Origin of the sequence: Bacillus salipaludis (genome assembly GCF_030938565.1) — a bacterium.
In the GTDB taxonomy this organism is placed as follows: Bacteria; Bacillota; Bacilli; order Bacillales; family Cytobacillaceae; genus Neobacillus; species Neobacillus salipaludis_A.
Map to the genome: position 1 here is coordinate 2,335,872 of NZ_JAVGVR010000001.1, position 17,839 is coordinate 2,353,710.

Sequence of the window (17,839 nt, forward strand, 5' to 3'; positions counted from 1 at the left end):
CAAGTATAATAATCATAACTGATTTCGGTCGGCATAAATAACGTAGGAGGATTCAAACATTGATCACAAGCAAAAAAAATAATTCCATTAAGATAATTTCTCTTGGTGGTATCGGAGAAATCGGAAAAAATATGTACCTTGTCGAAGTGGACAAGGATATATTTGTCATTGATGCCGGCTTAATGTTCCCCGAGGAAGAAATGCTCGGTATCGATATCGTAATCCCAGATATGACCTATTTGACAGAGAATAGAGACAGAGTAAAAGCTATTTTCCTTACCCATGGTCATGAAGATCATATTGGTGCACTCTCTTATTTATTAAGGCAGGTAAATGTTCCGGTTTATGGCATGAAATTAACATTAGCTCTTGCAAGCGCAAAACTTAAGGAACAAGAATTTAACGGAACACCAACGTTTATTGAAGTGGATTCCGATACCATTTTAAACATGAATTCTGTAGATATCAGTTTTTTTAAAACGAATCACAGTATTCCGGATTCTGTTGGCGTTTGTATTCACACTTCTGAAGGTATTATCGTCTATACGGGTGATTTTAAATTTGATCAGGCCGCAACGAAGCTTTATAAGCCTGAAATTGGAAAAATGGCTGCGATTGGGGAAAAAGGAGTACTATGTCTGTTATCGGATAGTACAGAAGCTGAAAAGCCAGGCTATACCACCTCAGAGGCAATTGTTGTAAGAGAAATGTCCAATGCATTTTATAATGCACCTGGAAGGATTATTGCTGCTTGTTTTGCATCTGATATTAACAGGATTCAGCATATTTTTGATTCTGCAATAGAAAACCGCAGAAAGGTTGCGGTCGTTGGGAAAAGCCTCGAACGAATTTATCATATTGCACTTGATTTAGGTTATTTAGAGGTTGAAGAAGATTTAATCATCCCCATTAGTGAATTAAAAGACTATAAAGACAATGAAGTAGTCATTTTAATGACAGGAAACCAAGGTGAGCCGATTGAAGCCTTGCAGAAAATGGCGAAACAAACGGCTAAATTCGTCAATATTCAACCGGGTGATACCGTTTTAATTGCTGCTTCACCATTAAGGGGAAGCGAAGTGTTTTTAGCGAAAACGGTTGATATGCTGTTTAGAGCTGGAGCAAATGTCATTTCTGGTAAACGGACTATTCACGTATCCAGCCATGGAAGTCAAGAAGAATTAAAATTTATGATTAACCTGATGAAGCCTAAGTATTTCATACCAGTTCATGGAGAATACCGCTTGCTTCAAGCACATCGGAAATTGGCACTGGAAATTGGCCTCAAGAACGAACAGATTCTAATCCCTGAGCGTGGAGAAATTGTTGAAATTAAAGATGGGAAAATTGGTTTTAGCGGTAAAGTGCCTTCAGGGAATGTTCTGATTGATGGGATTGGTGTCGGTGATGTTGGAAATATTGTATTGCGGGATCGAAAACTTTTATCCCAGGATGGCATATTGATTGTGGTTGTTACCTTAACAAGACAGGATAAAAAAATTGCAGCCGGTCCTGAGATTATTTCACGAGGGTTTGTTTATGTTCGTGAATCAGAAAAGTTGATGGATGATTCGACAAAATTGGTTCGTGAAATCGTGGAAAGGAATATTGCAAAGGAAACCTTCGAATGGTCAAGCCTAAAGCAGGACATCCGCGATGAACTAAACCGCTATTTATTTGAAAAAACAAAAAGAAGACCGATGATTTTACCAATCATCATGGAAATTTAATTTTAAAGGCACTGGAAATTCCAGTGCCTTTTATTATTTGAAAAAAAGGCATGAATTTCAAGCAGACGTCAATACTAAAGTCATCATGTGTGAAGGGAGTCTAGGGATGGATATTTTAAATAATATTTTTCGAAATGAATCCGAAAATCCAGACGGAGGGGAGCCTCAAAAAGAGGAAAAACCATCTTCCAATTTAATAGAAAAAATTCAACAGCTTGGTCAAACAAATGTTCCTCAATTATCATCTGACTCGAGAATCCACTGTTTAACGATTGTCGGACAAATAGAAGGTCATTTAGCATTGCCGCCGCAGAATAAAACAACGAAGTATGAACATCTCATACCGCAGTTAGTTGCCATTGAGCAGAATCCTAAAATTGAAGGAGTGCTCATTATTTTGAATACGGTAGGCGGGGACGTGGAAGCAGGTCTTGCCATTTCAGAAATGCTTGCAACGATTTCAAAACCGACTGTTTCTGTTGTTTTGGGTGGGGGGCATTCTATAGGGGTACCTATTGCCGTTTCCTGCGATTATTCCTTTATTGTAGAAACCGCAACGATGACCATCCATCCGATTCGCTTAACAGGGCTAGTCATTGGTGTTCCTGCAACATTTGAATATTTAGATAAAATGCAAGAGCGGGTCGTGAACTTTGTTACAAAGCATTCAAAAATTACCGAGGATACATTTAAAGACCTAATGTTTGCAAAGGGCAATCTGACTCGGGATATTGGGACAAACGTAATTGGTGCCGATGCTGTAAAAAATGGTCTAATTGATGAAGTTGGCGGAATTGGAGCTGCGATGAAAAAGTTAAATGAGTTGATTGATTTACAAAAAGAAGAAAAAGAAGGGCTGATTCAATGATTCTTTATACGATGATGCCGCAAGAACTTATTTTTCCAAGCGAAACAGAAGCTTTCTCGAAACAGCAATTGATTAACTATCAAGGGGTTCCACTATTAGTGGATATGATGGATCCTCAAAATGTTCAGGTAATCCGTGTACTAAGCAGTGATCCTCAGCATTTCCTAGACGATCGATTTTGTCCGGGAGCAAAAATTTCTTTTTCGAACAGTGAAGGTTTGTCCGCATTCTAACAGGCATTATGGTATAATTAGGACAAGAAGACAAGAGCAGCCAAGCAGGCTGCTTTCTTCCTTTTTATCCTAAAAATGCTATTTCAGAATAGTTGAAGAGTTAATATAAACGATTACAGGTGATTTAATGGCGAAAAAAAAGAGAAGGCAAGCCAAAAAAAGAGACAGTCAATTAAAAAAGACTGTTCAATATGAATTAACAGCATTAGCGTTATTAGCTTTAGCCATTATTTCAATGGCGAAGCTTGGGGCAGTGGGGAAATCTTCAGTCTTATTCTTCCGTTTTTGGATGGGAGAATGGTATATGCTCTGTTTAATTGGATTAGTGGTGATGAGTGTATATTTAATGTGGAAAAGAACCGTGCCCTTTTTTTTCAATCTTAAATTAGTAGGTTCTTATTTTATTATCTCATCGATTCTACTTTTAAGCCATGTTACGTTGTTTCATTTACTATCCAACGGTGGTAGATTTAAAAATCCTAGTGTAATAAATAACACCTGGGAATTGTTTATGATGGAGGTAAAAGGGGAAACCAGTACAACCGATCTTGGCGGCGGGATGATTGGAGCCGTGTTATTTGCATTATTTCATTTTCTATTTGCGGAAACCGGGACCAAAATTGTTGCTTTTATCTTTGTTCTGATTGGTTTTATTTTAATAACGGGGAAATCATTTGGAGACTTTATTGGAAATGTTCTCATGACCATTTTTGCCTTTGGAAAAAGTCAGTGGATTGCGTTTAAAGCAGACATGGCTGAGTGGAAACAAAAACAGGAAGAGCGGAAAGTAGAAAGAAGGAACCAGCAGCGGGAGCAACGGGGAAATCGACGTTCTAGAGTTCAGCCTGAAAACGTCGATCCGACTGAGCCGGAAGAGATTAGAATGCCTGAACCTATCATATCAAGTTTTGCTGACAGGGCCTATCAGGATGACGTACCATCAGTAAGTGAACAACAAGAGGGAATGCAGGAAAATGCGATGGTACCAACCGTAGAAGAAGATGATCAAAGTCCGCCGATTACGTTTACCGAGGTGGAAAATACAGCTTATGAACTGCCACCTCTTAGATTGCTGCGGATGCCGCGGAAAACAGACCAAAGTGGTGAGTATGAATTAATCCATGCAAATGCTGCCAAGCTTGAACGGACGTTTCAAAGTTTTGGTGTTAAAGCTCGTGTAACTCAAGTTCATTTAGGGCCGGCAGTAACCAAGTATGAGGTTCACCCAGACGTCGGGGTAAAGGTTAGTAAAATCGTCAGCCTGAGTGACGACTTAGCACTAGCGCTAGCTGCAAAGGATATCCGGATAGAGGCACCTATTCCCGGAAAATCAGCTATTGGCATCGAAGTGCCTAATTCAGAAGTAGCAATGGTTTCACTAAGAGAGGTTCTTGAAGCAACGCAAAATGATAAGCCTGAAGCCAAGCTGTTAATAGGATTAGGCAGGGATATCACAGGGGAAGCGGTTCTTGCAGAACTAAATAAAATGCCCCACTTACTGGTTGCCGGTGCTACAGGAAGCGGAAAGAGTGTTTGTATCAATGGAATTATTACTAGTATTTTAATGCGGGCAAAGCCGCATGAAGTAAAATTAATGATGATTGATCCAAAAATGGTTGAATTAAATGTTTATAATGGTATCCCCCATTTATTAGCACCAGTCGTGACTGATGCAAAAAAGGCATCTCAGGCATTAAAAAAGGTTGTTAGTGAAATGGAAAGACGCTATGAATTATTCTCCTATACTGGAACTAGGAATATAGAAGGTTATAATGATCATATGAAACGCCACAATTTGGAAACGGGTGAAAAACAGCCATTATTACCTTATATAGTGGTTATTGTTGATGAGTTAGCAGATTTAATGATGGTGGCCTCCTCAGATGTTGAAGACTCCATTACAAGATTGGCGCAAATGGCTCGAGCAGCCGGGATTCACTTAATTATTGCAACACAACGTCCATCTGTTGATGTCATTACAGGGGTTATTAAAGCAAATATTCCATCAAGAATAGCTTTTGCGGTTTCAAGTTCAACCGACTCTAGGACGATCCTTGATATGGGTGGTGCGGAAAAACTTCTGGGCAGAGGGGATATGCTTTTCCTCCCGGTGGGGGAATCGAAGCCAATTAGGGTTCAGGGAGCCTTTCTCTCCGACGATGAGGTTGAGGATACAGTAAACTTTGTTATTGGACAACAAAAAGCACAATATCAAGAAGAAATGATTCCAGACGATCTCCCCGAAACCACCGGTGCAGTGGACGATGACCTATATGACGAAGCAGTTAATTTAATTATTGAAATGCAAACGGCCTCTGTTTCGATGCTGCAGCGGAGATTTAGAATTGGATACACGAGAGCTGCCCGGCTCATTGATGAAATGGAAGCACGCGGTGTCGTTGGACCATATGAAGGTAGTAAGCCGCGCGTAGTATTGTTAACAAGTAAACCAAATGAGGAGATTAGTTCCTAAATAAATGAAAAAAAGAGCCAGCTTCTGGCTCTTTTTTTCTATAATTTCACTAAAGAAACATATAATATTGGGAAACTCCTTATTGCAAAAGTCCTATATGATATATTTGGAAGAGGAATTATATCATATTTGCAAGTTCAAAACACTTGAAATTTCGACAAATTTCATCAATTGTGGCTTTTTTCGACAAAATGAATAATTTCTATTTATTTATCACCGAAAAAATGTTATATTATTTTCGATTAGTAGGAATGATTATACATCAGATGTCTGATGTCTTAGGAAAAGGCTGGAGGAACCTGCATGTCTATTAGGTCAGATAATCGGCACTTGTATTTACAAGTTATCGATCGGTTAAAGCAAGATATTGAAGAAGGTGTTTATAAAGAAAAAGAAAAATTACCTTCCGAATTTGATCTTGCAAAACATCTAGGTGTAAGCAGGGCTACTCTTCGAGAGGCGCTTCGTATTCTCGAGGAGGAAAATGTGATTATAAGGCGCCACGGAGTGGGAACCTTCGTAAACTCGAAGCCATTGTTTACTTCTGGGATTGAACAACTTAATAGTGTCACTGACATGATTAAGCAAGCGGGGATGAAACCGGGGACGATATTCCTAAGTTCATCTACCCAAAGACCTACCGAGGAAGATATTCGCCGTTTCTCATGTTCTATAAATGAGGAAATGGTTGTCATGGAACGGGTCAGAACTGCAAATGGGGAACCGGTTGTCTATTGTGTTGACAAGGTACCTGAAAATATTTTGCCCGAAACTTTTTCTCACGGGAAAGAGTCAATCTTCAAGATTTTAGAAGAAGAGGCGAATCGCAAAATTACATATGCAGTTGCCCAGATTGAACCAATTGGTTACCATGAGAAAATTTCCCCAATTCTAGAATGTGACCCTGAAACTGCTTTGCTTGTTTTAAAGCAAATGCATTTCGATGAAACGGATGAACCTATACTTTTTTCGGTAAACTATTTTAAAGCAGATAAGTTTAGTTTTCGTGTGCTTCGGAAAAGATTTTAATTTTTTTTAGGCGATTATGAAAACGGAAACATTTCTGCTTTCTTCGATTTCTACTTAATCAAAACAACAATCTTTAGGGGGTCAATATCTTGAAAAAGCGTAAAATTGGAATGGCGCTATCACTCGTTCTTGCTGCTGGAACACTTCTAGGTGCTTGTGGAAAAAGCAATGACAACACAAACGATACTGCTAAAGATGGCGGCAAGAAAGAAAAAGCCTTTACTGTAGCAATGGTTACAGATGTCGGCGGTGTTGACGACAAATCATTTAACCAATCTGCTTGGCAAGGTCTTCAAGATTATGGTAAAGAAAATGGATTAACAAAGGGTAAAGAAGGATTCGATTACCTTCAATCTACTTCTGATGCTGACTATTCAACAAACTTAAATACACTTGCACGCCAAGGCTTTAATTTAGTATTTGGAATTGGTTTCCTCATGCACAATGCTGTGGATGAAATTGCTAAACAACAACCTAAAAATAATTTTGCTATCATTGATGATGAAGTAAAAGAACCAAATGTTGCCAGCGTCCTATTTAAAGAGCAAGAAGCTGCATTCCTTGCTGGTGTTGCGGCAGCCCTGCAAACAAAGACAAACAAAATCGGTTTCATCGGTGGTATGAAAATCCCTGTTATCGAACGTTTTGAGGCTGGCTTCTTAGCAGGTGTAAAAGCTGCTAAGCCTGAAGCAAAAGTTGATGTACAGTATTCAGGTGCATTTGATAAAGCAGAACTTGGTCAAACTATTGCTTCTAAAATGTATTCTTCTGGTGATGACGTAGTATTCCATGCTGCTGGTGCGACAGGTAACGGTCTATTCAAGGAAGCTTCTGACCTTAAGAAGAAAGATCCAAGCAAGGAAATCTGGGCAATTGGTGTAGACCAAGACCAAAGCTTTATGGGTCCGGATGTTGTCTTAACATCTGCAATGAAACGTGTTGACCTTGCAGTTAAAGATATTGCTACAAAAGCGAAAGAAGGCAACTTCCCTGGAGGCCAAACAACTGTATACGGCTTACATGAGGATGGAGTTGGCTTAGCGCCGATTAACAGCAAGGCATCTAACAAGGCTGCAATTGAAAAAGCAGTAAAAGATTGGACAGATAAGATTAAATCTGGTGCTGTAAAAGTTCCTGGAACACTTAAAGAATTAAAGACATTTAAAGCTAAATAAATAAGAAAAGCGGAAGCGCCTTGTTCAGCCCCGACAAGTGCTGGAGGGCCTGACGGTGAAGTCGTTCTTTGACTTCATCGGCGGGACCGAAGCAACCTCGAGGGGCTAGGCGCTGGAGCTGGACAATTCTCAAAGTCAAGAAATAATTCATTTTACTATAAAATGCGGGTTTAATTACCGGCCCGCTTATTTTTTTGAACCTTAAATGAAGAGTAGAATTATATTTTTAATTCTACTTTTCAGTTAGGGTTTACCTAGGGAAGAATTCCCATTTTTTTAATAAAAATTAAGGTCTGACCTCTTACTACTTATGTATAAAATTTCAAAAACCTTTTAAAAGGAAGTGAGATATGATGGAATATGTTATTGAAATGCTTAATATCCGCAAGGAATTTGGCAGCTTTGTTGCAAATGATAACATTACCCTTCAATTGAAAAAGGGAGAAATCCATGCGTTACTGGGGGAAAATGGAGCCGGGAAAACTACATTAATGAACGTCCTTTTTGGTTTATATCAACCAGAGCAAGGGGAGATTCGGGTTCATGGTAAACCTGTAAAAATATCAAATCCGAACATTGCCAATGACCTTGGAATTGGAATGGTGCATCAGCATTTTATGCTTGTTGATAAATTTACGGTAACAGAAAATATCATTTTAGGAAAAGAAATCACAACCGCCGGAAGGATTGATCTAAAAAAAGCGGAAAAAGAGGTTCGTGACATTTCAGAGCGTTATGGGTTAGCCGTTGATCCACAGGCTAAAATTTCGGATATCAGCGTAGGGATGCAGCAGCGTGTAGAAATTTTAAAAACACTCTACCGCGGGGCGGAAATTTTGATCTTTGACGAACCTACCGCAGTTTTAACGCCTCAGGAAATTCATGAACTTATTCAAATCATGAAAACGTTGATAAAAGAAGGTAAATCCATCATTATCATTACTCATAAATTGAAAGAAATTATGGAGGTTGCTGACCGCTGTACTGTTATTCGTAAAGGAAAAGGGATCGGTACAGTTAATGTCAGTGAGACCAACCCAAATGAACTGGCGAATTTAATGGTTGGACGTGAGGTTGTTTTTAAAACGGAAAAGAAACCGCCAAATCCGAAACAAGATGTGCTAGAGGTCAAGGATTTACTAGTGAAGGACTCACGCGGTGTAACGGTTGTAAATGGACTTAGCTTAACAGTTCGTGCGGGTGAGATTGTTGGAATTGCCGGAGTCGACGGGAATGGCCAATCAGAATTCATCGAGGCCATTACTGGGTTAAGAAAGGCTGATAGCGGAAGTGTGAAAGTAAATGGAAAAGAACTTTTCGGACTTTCACCGAGAAAAGTAACTGAATCCGGGGTCGGTCATATTCCACAAGACAGACATAAGCATGGTCTAGTTTTGAACTATCCAATTGCTGAAAATATGGTGCTGCAAACCTATTATAAAAAACCATACTCAAAGAATGGAATATTAAATTTTAAAGAGATATATAACAAAGCAAGAAAATTAATATCAGAATTCGATGTTCGAACTCCTAGTGAATATGCTTTGGCACGTGCATTATCTGGTGGTAATCAGCAGAAAGCGATTATCGGCCGTGAAGTAGACCGAAATCCGGAATTACTGATTGCTGCACAACCTACACGCGGTTTGGATGTCGGGGCAATTGAGTTTATTCACAAACGTTTGATTGAGCAACGAGATAATGGTAAAGCAGTTTTACTTGTATCTTTTGAACTGGATGAAATTATGAATGTCAGTGACCGGATTGCCGTTATTTATGAGGGTAAAATTGTTGCAGTGGTAAACCCAAAAGAAACCACGGAACAAGAACTGGGATTGCTGATGGCCGGTTCGAATCGAAAAGAAGCGGGGGAAGGAACACATGTCTAAACGCTTACGCAATATTTTAACACCCCTTATTGCTGTTATTTTAGGGGTAATTGTTGGGACCATCATCATGTTAGCAAGTGGTTATGACCCTGTTGCCGCCTATGCAGCATTGTGGGATGGTGCTTTCGGTGATATTTATTATATTGGAGAGGTAATCAGGCAGGTAACACCATATATTTTAGCAGGACTTGCCGTTGCCTTTGCCTTTAGAGTTGGGTTATTTAATATCGGTGTTGAAGGTCAATTTATTGTTGGCTGGCTTGCCGCCGTTTGGGTAGGGGTATCTTTTGATTTACCCAAAATCATTCATTTACCGTTAGCAATCATCGCAGCAATGGTTGCCGGTGGACTTTGGGCCTTTATTCCAGGCCTGTTAAAAGCACGTTTCCGTGTACATGAAGTAATTGTTACCATTATGATGAACTATGTTGCTTTGCATACTGTTAACTACATTATTAATAATAAATTAAATCAAGGGTCATCTAAAACCGGAATGGTTCGTGACTCAGCGTCATTACGTTCTCCATGGCTTCAAGAATTAACTACCCATTCAACCATGCACTGGGGGATCATTATTGCCATCATCTGCTGCTTTATTATGTGGTTCCTATTAGAAAAAACAACCCGTGGTTATGAGCTGCGTGCCGTAGGATTCAATCAAGATGCAGCACATTATGCAGGGATGAGTGTAAATAAAAATATAATTCTTTCAATGGTGATTTCCGGATGCTTCGCAGGAATAGCCGGTGCAATGGAAGGTCTTGGTACTTTCGGATATATGGCGGTTCAAGGCGGGTTTACAGGAGTAGGCTTTAACGGAATTGCGGTTGCATTATTGGGCGGTAATACTGCACTTGGAGTATTTTTCGCAGCCCTTTTATTCGGTATTTTAAAAATTGGAGCATTATCCATGCCGCTTGAGGCAGGAGTACCAAAGGAATTAGTGGATATCATTATTGCCTTGATTGTATTCTTTGTTGCTTCAAGTTATATCATAAGAATAGTTCTTGACCGATTCAGTAAGAAGGGGGTGAAGTAAGTGAGCTTAATGGAGATTTTGACGATTGTAGTACCTTCCACCTTATTATGGGCAGCTCCACTTGTCTTCACTGCATTAGGCGGTGTATTCTCTGAACGTTCCGGTGTTGTTAATATCGGACTTGAAGGATTAATGGTTATAGGTGCTTTTGCAGCAGTTGTCTTCAACTTAACATTTGCCGGTACATTCGGTGCTGCAACTCCTTGGATATCGTTATTAGTAGCAATGGCAGCCGGAGCGATTTTTTCCATTCTCCATGCCGTGGCGGCAATCACATTCCGTGCGGACCATACGGTTTCCGGGGTGGCCATCAACTTGTTAGCAACAGGACTTACCTTATTCCTTGTTAAATTAATTTACAATAAAGGTGAAACGGACATTATCCAACAAAGCTTTAGTAAAATCGATGTTCCAATTTTAAAGGATATCCCTGTTATCGGAAAAATCTTTTTCCAAAATACCTACTGGACTTCATTTGTAGCTATAATTGTTGCAATTATCGCATGGTATATTATTTATAAAACTCCATTCGGACTGCGTCTTCGTTCAGTGGGTGAACACCCAATGGCTGCAGATACAATGGGGATTAACGTAACCAAAATGCGTTATTTAGGGGTTATTATTTCCGGTGCTCTGGGCGGAATTGGCGGCGGAGTTTATGCTGAATCGATTTCTTCGAACTTCAGCCATTCCACTATTAGCGGTCAAGGTTTTATGGCACTTGCTGCAATGATTTTTGGTAAATGGCATCCGCTGGGTGCGATGGGTGCGGCACTATTCTTTGGTTTTGCCCAAAGTATCAGTATTATCGGCTCAAGTTTACCTTTCTTAAAAAATATTCCGGATGTATACCTATTAATTGCTCCATATGTATTAACGATTTTAGCACTAGCTGGCTTTATCGGCCGGGCAGAAGCACCAAAAGCAGATGGGGTGCATTATATTAAAGGCAGTCGTTAAAATTTCTTAAACCCTTGGACCAAAAGTCCAAGGGTTTTCTACGTTTGAAACTTGTGTGAGCAAACGTGGCAAATTATAGTAAAAGTATACGTATGTTTAACTAAGGAAAAGATAAAATAACTGCATGATTTTTTACATATGGTTAGATAAGGGATTTTTTTAATTTGAAGGAGGTATGAAAATGGATGCTGCTGCAGAAAAAATGACAGAAATGCAAGGATACAAGCTTCATGTCATTGAAACAGATAAATATAAAACCAATACATTTATATGGAAAATGAAAGCACCATTATCGCAAGAGGACGTAACCAAAAGGGCTCTGCTTCCCCATGTTTTACAAAGCAGTTCGGCAAAATTTACATCTACTACGGCACTTCGTTCATATTTAGATGAATTGTATGGGGCAACCTTGTTTGTGGATTTATCTAAAAAAGGTGAAAATCATGTTATAAGTTTTACGATCGAAATAGCTAATGAAAAATTTCTAAGTGACCCAAGTCCTTTATTGAAAAAGGGTTTTGAGTTATTGGCAGAAATATTAACGAAACCAAATGCATCCGACAAAGCTTTCGATTCCGATACAATCGAGAAAGAAAAACGAACATTAAGGCAGCGAATTCAATCTGTTTATGATGATAAAATGAGATACTCCAATGTCCGTTTGATTGAAGAAATGTGCAAAGGGGAGCTGTATGCTCTCGATGTAAACGGGAACTTAGACGATGTTGATAAAATCACACCAGAGACCTTATATGAATTTTATAAAAAAGCATTTTCTGAAGATGAATTAGATTTATATGTAATTGGTGATGTGAAAGAGGAAGAGGTTAAAAAAATAGCTGATGAATTGCTCAAATTTGAAACGCGAACACCGAAAAAAACGAACGAAGCTAATCAAAAGAAGATTGAGCAAGTGAATGAAGTGAAAGAAAAGCAGGATGTCAAGCAAGGGAAATTAAATATCGGCTACCGCACGAATGTTCGCTACGGGGACCCCGATTATTTTGCCCTGCAAGTCTTCAATGGTATTTTCGGTGGTTTTTCTCATTCCAAACTATTTATTAATGTAAGGGAAAAAGCCAGCCTTGCCTACTACGCCGCAAGTCGCTTGGAAAGTCATAAAGGATTAATGATCGTCGTTTCGGGCATTGATTTAAAGAATTATGATCAAGCAGTTGGAATTATCCATGAACAAATGGAAGCGATGAAAACGGGTGATTTCACGGACGAAGAATTAACCCAGACGAAAGCTGTGATTCAAAATCAAATGCTTGAGACTATAGATACCTCAAGAGGCCTAATTGAAGTTTTATATCATAATGTGGTAGCTGATACCGATATTCATTTAAGTACCTGGGTTGAAGAAATGCAAAAAGTAACAAAGGAACAAATCGTGGCTGTTTCAGAAAAAATTCAGCTTGATACGATTTATTTCTTAACAGGAACGGAGGCGGGCCAATAATGGAGATACTTAAGTCTGACCAGCTCCAAGAAGAACTTTTTCATGAACAAATGGACAATGGACTCCAAGTCTATATTTTACCGAAAAAGGGCTTTAATAAAACCTATGCAACCTTTACGACCAAATATGGTTCTGTTGATAATTGCTTTATTCCGCTTGGGAAAAATGAGTATGTTAAGGTGCCTGATGGGATTGCCCACTTTTTAGAGCATAAGTTATTTGAAAAAGAAGATGGCGATGTTTTTCAGCAATTTAGCCGTCAAGGTGCATCCGCCAATGCCTTTACTTCGTTTACAAGGACTGCTTATTTATTTTCCAGCACATCTGATGTAGAAAAAAATCTAGAAACGTTGATCGATTTTGTACAGGAACCTTATTTTTCGGAAAAAACAGTGGAAAAGGAAAAAGGAATCATTGGACAGGAAATTACGATGTACGATGATAATCCCGACTGGCGTCTCTATTTTGGCTTAATTGAAAATTTATATCAAAACCATCCGGTTAAAATTGATATTGCCGGGACAATTGAGTCAATTTCCCATATTACGAAAGATTGGCTTTACGAATGCTACAATACTTTTTACCATCCAAGCAATATGTTATTGTTTATTGTCGGACCGGTTGATCCAAACGCAATTATGGACCAAGTAAGAGCAAACCAGGCGAAAAAACCATTTAAAGACCAGCCGGAAATCAAACGGAAATTTGACGAAGAACCAACTGAGGCTGCGGAAAAGAAACAGGTGCTTGAAATGAATGTGCAAACGCCTAAGTGCTTAGTAGGAATCAAAGCTCTTCATGTGGATCAAAAAGGCGATGACCTGTTAAAAAATGAATTGACGACCAATATCTTGCTTGATTTGCTATTCGGTAAGAGCTCGGAAAATTTTGATCAGCTCTATAAAGAGGGGCTGATTGATGACTCGTTTTCTTATGATTATACCCAAGAGCAGGGGTTTGGGTTTGCGATGGTCGGCGGGGATACAAGGGATGCAGATCAACTTGCTGAAAGACTTGAAAAAATGCTGCTGGATGCAAAGAATGGCAGCATCTTTACGGAAGAGCAACTGGAGCGGACGAAAAAGAAAAAAATAGGATCGTTTTTACGTGCAGTCAACTCTCCTGAATATATTGCCAATCAATTTACCCGGTATGCATTTAATGATATGAATTTATTTGATGTTGTTCCTACGCTTGAAAAGATAACCTTAAAGGATGTACAGCAATTGGCATCTGAAATTGTTTCTGAAGAGCGATTTTCGGTTTGTCAGGTTATTCCGAAGAAAAATTAGTTTAGGAAAGCGTCGTAAAACGGCGCTTTTTTATTTTATAAATAGAAAGAGTGAGGCTTTTGAAAAAATATGCACTCATCACGGGGGCAAGTGGAGGAATCGGACAAGCGATTGCTTTAACATTAGCTGCAAAAGGCTACCATTTATATTTACATTACAATCGAAATGAAAAAATGATAACGGATTTAATGGAAAAGTTGCAATTGTTTGGCGGGGAGTATATGCCTATTCACGCGGATCTGGCCGACTCAAATGGATACAAACACATTTGTTCACAAATTTTTTCACTTGATGCCATGATTCATTGCGGCGGCAACAGTCTTTATGGATTGCTAGTGGATTTGTCACAGGAAGAGGCGGCAGCACTTATGAACATACATGTTCTTAATCCTTTAATGATGACCAAAGAATTATTGCCGAAATTATATCGTAAAGGGTCAGGGAGTATTGTGGTCATCACTTCCATTTGGGGACAAACTGGAGCTGCCTGTGAAGTTGCCTATTCCACTGCGAAGGGCGCACAAATTGCCTTTGTAAAAGCCTTAAGTAAGGAAGTAGCACGGAGTGGCATTCGTGTAAATGCGATTGCTCCGGGCGCCGTAGCAACGCCGATGATGACGGGTTTTACTAAGGAAGAATTGGAATCAATCCATGAAGAAATCCCAATGGGAAGGCTTGGATTACCGGAAGAAATCGCAAAAGGCACCGCCTTTTTATTATCCGAAGAATCGTCGTATATAACAGGACAAATTCTTGCCATAAACGGCGGCTGGTACACTTAAAAATTAATTTCTAGGATGAATAAATCTCTTCGGAAAGTCACAAAATATCCTTGTACTATTCTAAAGGAGGGTTTTAATATGTCTGTTTTAGATAACTGGAAACAGTGGGAAGACTTTTTAGCTGATCGTCTGCATCATGCGCAAAATGAGGGAATGAGTGAGGGAGCTGTCACCAACCTTGCATTTCAAATTGGAGATTATTTAGCAAGCCAGGTAGAGCCAAAAAATGAGCAGCAAAGAGTTCTTTCAGATTTATGGTCTGTTGCAGACAAACAAGAACAACAAGCTATTGCCAATATAATGGTTAAACTTATTTCAAATAATGGTACTCGTTAAGAGAGAGGCAGGTCCTCTCTTTTTTCTTTGTTTATATTTTCTCCAGATTTAAGGTCATTCTCCTTGTTTTTTCTTTCATCTTCACTCAAAATCATTTATTATAAGGTTTAGATATCGGAATGTGAAAATTTGTCGAATCAATCACGCCTATACTTAGGGGGTTTTTATTGTGGAGAAAAAAGAATGGTATTTAGAATATGAGATTCAAAAAAACCGTCCCGGTTTGTTGGGCGACATTTCATCACTATTAGGTATGCTTGCTATTAATATTGTAACAATTAATGGTGTGGATGAAGGCAGACGCGGCCTTTTAATTAAAGCAAAAGATGATGATCAAATTAAACGTTTAGAGTCAATTCTTAATACAATGGATACAATAAAATTAATTAAGTTGAGAGAACCAAAGCTGCGTGATCGTCTTGCCGTCAGACATGGACGTTATATCCAGAGAGACGCGGATGATAAAAAAACATTCCGCTTTGTAAGGGATGAACTTGGATTATTAGTTGATTTTATGGCAGAATTGTTTAAGCAGGAGGGCCATAAGTTAATTGGAATTCGCGGGATGCCTCGTGTGGGCAAAACAGAATCTCTTGTTGCGGCAAGTGTTTGTGCGAATAAAAGATGGTTGTTCGTTTCTTCCACTCTTTTAAAACAAACAATCCGAAATCAGCTAATTCAAGATGAGTACAATGAAAATAATTTATATATTTTGGATGGGATTGTCTCAACAAAACGCGCAAGTGAACGCCACTGGCAGCTTGTTCGTGAAATAATGCGCATGCCTGCCGTGAAAGTGATTGAACATCCAGACGTTTTTGTTCAAAATTCAGAGTACACGCTAGATGATTTTGATTATATTATCGAACTAAGAAATCACGCGGACGAAGAGATTACATATGAGGTAGTAGAACAGAGTAACATACTCTCCGGCTCTGATTTTGGAGATTTTGATTTTTGAAAATTGGAAGGTGTTAAAAGTTGACTGAATTAGGTAATCGACTAAAAGAAGCCCGATTAGCCAAAAACTTGAGTTTGGATGATGTACAGGCCATTACAAAAATCCAAAAGCGTTACTTAATTGGTATTGAAGAAGGAAATTATACTAGTATGCCCGGGAATTTTTATGTTCGTGCCTTTATAAAGCAATACGCAGAGGCGCTTCAACTAAATCCCGATGAAATTTTTGAAACCTATAAAAGTGATATCCCTATCACTCATAATGAAGAAATAACGGATCAATTATCGAGGGTGAAAAGCCGCAAAGCGATTTCAGAAGGGAATTCGAAATTTTTTGATGTGCTCCCGAAAATACTAATTGGTGTTTTTGTTATTGGGGTTGCAGGGTTAGTCTATTATTTTCTATTAAGTCATGCGAGCAGTGATTCGAATGAATCCGTTAATAAGGTAAATGACCAGGCGAAAATTGAAAAATCTCAAAATCTTGAAGAAGCAAAAGCGACAGAAACAAAAAGTTCAAAAGCTACAAAAGTTAAAAACAGCGCAAATGAAAAAAAGAACAGTGTGGATACCTCTGCAGAAACTGTTTCTAAGCAGGATTTAAAAGTGGTTCAGAGCAGCGGCCCAAATACCACATTTAAATTAAGCAATACAGATAAGTTTAAAGTGAAATTGGTTTCAAAGGGTCAAACATGGGTGAATATAAAAAATGGCAAGGGCTATTCTTTTTTCCAGGGGATGCTTACAACAGATGGTACAAAAAGTAAAACAGTAGATTTATCCAAAGAAAATCAAGCTGTGATTGTTGTAGGAAGGACATTGGATACTGAAATCTATGTGAATGATCAAAAGTTAGAGTATGAAGTGGCACCGACTGAAATGGTTCGTCAGAACATTACGATTCAATATGTTCCGAAGAACAAATAGTCATCGAAATGATGACTATTTTTCAGTTTATTATTAAATTGAAATAGTTTCAGTTTATTTCAATTGTGTTCTTGTTTTTTAATTAGGAGGAAATTTTTATGAATATACCAAATAGGATAACGGTATCGAGAATATTATTAATTCCTATATTCTTAATCATTATGCTAGTCCCCTTTAAATGGGGAAATTTACATTTGCTTGGAGTAGACCTGCCTGTTACCCATTTTGTCGGGGCTCTCATCTTTATTATTGCCTCTACTACTGACTGGGTAGATGGTTATTACGCCCGTAAATATAATCTTGTGACAAATATGGGGAAATTCCTAGATCCCCTTGCTGATAAATTACTTGTTTCCGCAGCTTTGATTGTGCTAGTTGAGCTGGGGTACGCTGCGTCATGGATTGTCATTGTTATTATTAGCAGGGAGTTTGCGGTTACCGGACTACGCCTGCTGCTTGCCGGTGAAGGCGAGGTTGTTGCAGCCAATATGCTTGGGAAAATTAAAACCTGGACGCAAATCATCGCGATTTCTGCACTTCTTTTACATAATATTTTATTTGAAATGGTCTCATTCCCATTTGCTGATATTGCTTTATGGGTAGCATTGATTTTTACCATCTGGTCGGGCTGGGATTATTTTGCGAAGAACAGCCATGTGCTAAAGAATTCTAAATAATAGGAAG

General features: G+C 38.8%; 16 protein-coding genes. All 16 read left to right on the forward strand.

Annotated elements, in window-relative coordinates:
• Window positions 1-62 precede the first annotated feature (62 nt).
• Window positions 63-1,730, forward strand: coding sequence for a ribonuclease J (locus RCG21_RS11555; protein WP_133332764.1), 1,668 nt, complete (start codon window positions 63-65; stop codon window positions 1,728-1,730).
• Window positions 1,731-1,836: 106 nt separating this feature from the next.
• Window positions 1,837-2,598, forward strand: a complete 762-nt coding sequence (locus tag RCG21_RS11560) for a ClpP family protease (RefSeq protein ID WP_035424180.1) — start codon at window positions 1,837-1,839, stop codon at window positions 2,596-2,598.
• Complete coding sequence (locus RCG21_RS11565; protein ID WP_133332427.1) at window positions 2,595-2,831, forward strand: YlzJ-like family protein; 237 nt, start codon at window positions 2,595-2,597, stop codon at window positions 2,829-2,831. Before RCG21_RS11560 ends, RCG21_RS11565 begins: the two co-directional genes overlap by 4 nt.
• A gap of 127 nt (window positions 2,832-2,958) precedes the next feature.
• The gene (locus tag RCG21_RS11570; RefSeq protein ID WP_308913172.1) at window positions 2,959-5,304 is read left to right on the forward strand and encodes a DNA translocase FtsK; all 2,346 of its coding nucleotides are present in this window, start codon (window positions 2,959-2,961) and stop codon (window positions 5,302-5,304) included.
• A gap of 303 nt (window positions 5,305-5,607) precedes the next feature.
• Complete coding sequence (locus RCG21_RS11575; protein ID WP_026574906.1) at window positions 5,608-6,333, forward strand: GntR family transcriptional regulator; 726 nt, start codon at window positions 5,608-5,610, stop codon at window positions 6,331-6,333.
• Window positions 6,334-6,422: 89 nt separating this feature from the next.
• The gene (locus RCG21_RS11580; RefSeq protein WP_133332425.1) at window positions 6,423-7,508 is read left to right on the forward strand and encodes a BMP family lipoprotein; all 1,086 of its coding nucleotides are present in this window, start codon (window positions 6,423-6,425) and stop codon (window positions 7,506-7,508) included.
• 353 nt (window positions 7,509-7,861) lie between these two features.
• Window positions 7,862-9,397: an ABC transporter ATP-binding protein gene (locus RCG21_RS11585; RefSeq protein WP_133332763.1), complete on the forward strand. Its 1,536-nt coding sequence runs from the start codon at window positions 7,862-7,864 to the stop codon at window positions 9,395-9,397.
• Entirely contained in the window at window positions 9,390-10,436 is a 1,047-nt protein-coding gene (locus RCG21_RS11590) for an ABC transporter permease (RefSeq protein WP_133332424.1), read from the forward strand. The genes RCG21_RS11585 and RCG21_RS11590 overlap by 8 nt, the downstream gene beginning before the upstream one ends.
• Complete coding sequence (locus RCG21_RS11595; protein WP_026574910.1) at window positions 10,437-11,396, forward strand: ABC transporter permease; 960 nt, start codon at window positions 10,437-10,439, stop codon at window positions 11,394-11,396.
• Between the two features lie 181 nt (window positions 11,397-11,577).
• Window positions 11,578-12,858: an EF-P 5-aminopentanol modification-associated protein YfmF gene (yfmF, locus tag RCG21_RS11600; protein WP_308913173.1), complete on the forward strand. Its 1,281-nt coding sequence runs from the start codon at window positions 11,578-11,580 to the stop codon at window positions 12,856-12,858.
• On the forward strand, window positions 12,858-14,150 hold the full coding sequence (gene yfmH, locus RCG21_RS11605) for an EF-P 5-aminopentanol modification-associated protein YfmH (protein ID WP_133332422.1): 1,293 nt from the start codon (window positions 12,858-12,860) through the stop codon (window positions 14,148-14,150). Before yfmF ends, yfmH begins: the two co-directional genes overlap by 1 nt.
• A gap of 59 nt (window positions 14,151-14,209) precedes the next feature.
• Window positions 14,210-14,932 (forward strand): elongation factor P 5-aminopentanone reductase, encoded by a 723-nt coding sequence (gene ymfI, locus RCG21_RS11610; RefSeq protein WP_308913174.1) that lies wholly within the window; start codon window positions 14,210-14,212, stop codon window positions 14,930-14,932.
• A 78-nt stretch (window positions 14,933-15,010) separates the two neighbouring features.
• Complete coding sequence (locus tag RCG21_RS11615) at window positions 15,011-15,268, forward strand: DUF3243 domain-containing protein (RefSeq protein WP_133332420.1); 258 nt, start codon at window positions 15,011-15,013, stop codon at window positions 15,266-15,268.
• A gap of 169 nt (window positions 15,269-15,437) precedes the next feature.
• The gene (locus RCG21_RS11620) at window positions 15,438-16,229 is read left to right on the forward strand and encodes a DUF3388 domain-containing protein (RefSeq protein ID WP_133332419.1); all 792 of its coding nucleotides are present in this window, start codon (window positions 15,438-15,440) and stop codon (window positions 16,227-16,229) included.
• Between the two features lie 20 nt (window positions 16,230-16,249).
• Window positions 16,250-17,155, forward strand: a complete 906-nt coding sequence (locus RCG21_RS11625; RefSeq protein ID WP_133332418.1) for a helix-turn-helix domain-containing protein — start codon at window positions 16,250-16,252, stop codon at window positions 17,153-17,155.
• 98 nt (window positions 17,156-17,253) lie between these two features.
• Entirely contained in the window at window positions 17,254-17,832 is a 579-nt protein-coding gene (gene pgsA, locus RCG21_RS11630) for a CDP-diacylglycerol--glycerol-3-phosphate 3-phosphatidyltransferase (protein WP_133332417.1), read from the forward strand.
• The last annotated feature ends 7 nt before the right edge of the window (window positions 17,833-17,839 follow it).

Excerpts from the sequence above, each read along its gene's own strand:
- RCG21_RS11560 (WP_035424180.1), top strand. The coding sequence starts at position 1,837 with ATGGATATTTTAAATAATATTTTTCGAAATGAATCCGAAAATCCAGAC.
- RCG21_RS11565 (WP_133332427.1), top strand. The coding sequence starts at position 2,595 with ATGATTCTTTATACGATGATGCCGCAAGAACTTATTTTTCCAAGCGAA.
- RCG21_RS11570 (WP_308913172.1), top strand. The coding sequence starts at position 2,959 with ATGGCGAAAAAAAAGAGAAGGCAAGCCAAAAAAAGAGACAGTCAATTA.
- RCG21_RS11575 (WP_026574906.1), top strand. The coding sequence starts at position 5,608 with ATGTCTATTAGGTCAGATAATCGGCACTTGTATTTACAAGTTATCGAT.
- RCG21_RS11585 (WP_133332763.1), top strand. The coding sequence starts at position 7,862 with ATGGAATATGTTATTGAAATGCTTAATATCCGCAAGGAATTTGGCAGC.
- RCG21_RS11590 (WP_133332424.1), top strand. The coding sequence starts at position 9,390 with ATGTCTAAACGCTTACGCAATATTTTAACACCCCTTATTGCTGTTATT.
- yfmF (WP_308913173.1), top strand. The coding sequence starts at position 11,578 with ATGGATGCTGCTGCAGAAAAAATGACAGAAATGCAAGGATACAAGCTT.
- yfmH (WP_133332422.1), top strand. The coding sequence starts at position 12,858 with ATGGAGATACTTAAGTCTGACCAGCTCCAAGAAGAACTTTTTCATGAA.
- RCG21_RS11615 (WP_133332420.1), top strand. The coding sequence starts at position 15,011 with ATGTCTGTTTTAGATAACTGGAAACAGTGGGAAGACTTTTTAGCTGAT.
- pgsA (WP_133332417.1), top strand. The coding sequence starts at position 17,254 with ATGAATATACCAAATAGGATAACGGTATCGAGAATATTATTAATTCCT.